General features: G+C 57.1%; 4 protein-coding genes. All 4 read left to right on the forward strand.

The window, feature by feature from the left end; genetic code table 11:
- Positions 1 to 36 precede the first annotated feature (36 nt).
- Genes rpsF through rplI form a run of 4 tightly spaced genes read left to right on the forward strand, consistent with a single transcriptional unit; the run spans position 37 to position 2,114 of the window.
- Positions 37 to 459, forward strand: coding sequence for a 30S ribosomal protein S6 (rpsF, locus tag D8V06_RS04145; RefSeq protein WP_003217491.1), 423 nt, complete (start codon positions 37 to 39; stop codon positions 457 to 459).
- A gap of 28 nt (positions 460 to 487) precedes the next feature.
- On the forward strand, positions 488 to 718 hold the full coding sequence (gene rpsR / locus D8V06_RS04150) for a 30S ribosomal protein S18 (RefSeq protein WP_002551829.1): 231 nt from the start codon (positions 488 to 490) through the stop codon (positions 716 to 718).
- Positions 719 to 754: 36 nt separating this feature from the next.
- A complete protein-coding gene (locus tag D8V06_RS04155) occupies positions 755 to 1,648 on the forward strand; it encodes a hypothetical protein (protein ID WP_056852384.1) in 894 nt (297 codons plus the stop codon).
- A gap of 19 nt (positions 1,649 to 1,667) precedes the next feature.
- The gene (gene rplI, locus D8V06_RS04160) at positions 1,668 to 2,114 is read left to right on the forward strand and encodes a 50S ribosomal protein L9 (protein WP_034149636.1); all 447 of its coding nucleotides are present in this window, start codon (positions 1,668 to 1,670) and stop codon (positions 2,112 to 2,114) included.
- Positions 2,115 to 2,200: the final 86 nt, after the last annotated feature.

The raw sequence follows: 2,200 nt of genomic DNA on the forward strand, positions 1-2,200 counted from the left end.
TTTTGAGCGGCAGGCTACAACCCGTAAGGAGCATTCATGCGTCATTACGAAATCATCTTTTTGGTCCACCCGGATCAAAGCGAGCAAGTCGGCGGCATGGTTGAGCGTTACACCAAGCTGATCGAAGAAGACGGCGGCAAAATCCACCGTCTGGAAGATTGGGGTCGTCGTCAACTGGCCTACGCAATCAACAATGTTCACAAGGCTCACTACGTGATGCTGAACGTTGAGTGCACTGGCAAGGCCCTGGCCGAGCTGGAAGACAACTTCCGCTACAACGATGCAGTGATCCGTAACCTGGTCATCCGTCGCGAAGAAGCCGTTACCGGCCAATCCGAGATGCTCAAGGCTGAAGAAAACCGCAGTGAGCGCCGTGAGCGTCGCGACCGTCCTGAGCACGAAGGCGCTGAAAGCGCTGACAGTGATGACAGCGACAACAGCGATAACGCTGACGAGTAATCCACGGACCTTTTAAGGAGCCTATCAAATGGCACGTTTCTTCCGTCGTCGTAAATTCTGCCGCTTCACCGCTGAAGACGTGAAAGAGATCGATTACAAAGATCTCAACACTCTGAAAGCCTACGTATCCGAGACCGGCAAAATCGTTCCAAGCCGCATCACCGGTACCAAAGCTCGTTATCAGCGTCAGCTGGCCACCGCTATCAAGCGCGCCCGCTTCCTGGCCCTGCTGGCCTACACCGACAGCCACGGCCGCTGAGACCGGGCAGTCGACACGTAGCAAAGGATTGAATGTATGCGCGCCTTAGCTGAGTTCATCATGCGGGGCCGTATGCAGGCCACTCTGGTAGTGGCTGGATGTGCGGCAATGCCGTTGTTGTATTGGTTGGGTGCTGCCGCCGGATGCCTCGTGCTCCTGCGGCGCGGATTGAGGGACGCCCTGGGCGTTCTTGCTCTGGGACTGCTGCCGGCATTGCTCTGGTGGCTTTACTCCGACGACCCAAGGGCACTTCTGGTGCTGCTGGGGTCTGCGAGCCTTGCGTTGGTTTTGCGCGCAAGCGAGTCCTGGAACCGCGTGCTGCTGGTCAGCATAGCGATGGGAGTGGTGTTTTCAGTGGTGTTGGGGACAGCTTTTGCTCCCCAGATCGAGATGCTGGCGCAGGCTTTGATAAAAGTCATGCCGTCGCTACTCGGTGATGTCTACCAGAAGATGTCGGTAGACGAACAAGCGCGTTTCGCGTCCCTGATTGCACCGGTCCTGACTGGCTTGATAGCGGCTTTGTTGCAAATCGTCAGCTTGTTGAGCCTGCTTGTCGGGCGCTATTGGCAGGCGTTGTTGTACAACCCGGGTGGTTTTGGTCGCGAGTTTCGCGCCATCCGCTTCCCGCTGTTGCCGGCGATGTTGCTGCTGGCGTGCATGCTTCTGGGGCCGAATCTCGGTTCGCAGATGGCCATGTTGACGCCGTTGTGCAGCGTACCGCTGGTGTTCGCCGGGCTGGCCCTGATTCATGGGCTGGTGGCGCAAAAGCGACTGGCCAGATTCTGGTTGGTGGGGATGTACGTCACGCTGTTGCTGTTCATGCAGCTGATCTATCCGTTGCTGGTGGTCTTGGCCATCGTCGACAGCCTGATTGATTTTCGCGGTCGTTCGGCACCCAAAGATGCCGATAACGCGAACGGTGAAGGTTAAAAGTTAAGAGGATTTTCACATGCAACTGATCCTTCTGGAAAAAGTCACCAACCTGGGCAACCTGGGTGACAAAGTGAACGTTAAGGCTGGTTACGGTCGTAACTACCTGCTGCCATACGGCAAAGCTACCGCTGCGACCCCAGCCAACCTGGCTGCGTTCGAAGAGCGTCGTGCTGAGCTGGAAAAAGCAGCAGCAGATCGTAAATCGTCGGCTGAAAGCCGCGCTGCCCAACTGGCCGAGCTGGAAGTGACCATCACTGCCACCGCTGGCGACGAAGGCAAGCTGTTCGGTTCGATCGGTACTCACGACATCGCTGATGCACTGACCGCCTCCGGCGTTGAAGTGCAGAAGAGCGAAGTTCGTCTGCCGAACGGCACCATCCGCAACGTAGGCGAATTCGACGTAGCCGTGCACCTGCACGCCGAAGTTGAAGCCACCGTACGCGTTGTCGTGGTAGCAGCTTAAGCAGCACTTGTCGGCTGGCACCCTCGGGTGCTTGCCGGTAACATCGGGCACGATCCTGTTTACAGGTCGTGCCCTTTGTCTTTCTG

The sequence above is a fragment of the Pseudomonas sp. Sample_24 genome (genome assembly GCF_004307605.1).
Taxonomy (GTDB): Bacteria; Pseudomonadota; Gammaproteobacteria; order Pseudomonadales; family Pseudomonadaceae; genus Aquipseudomonas.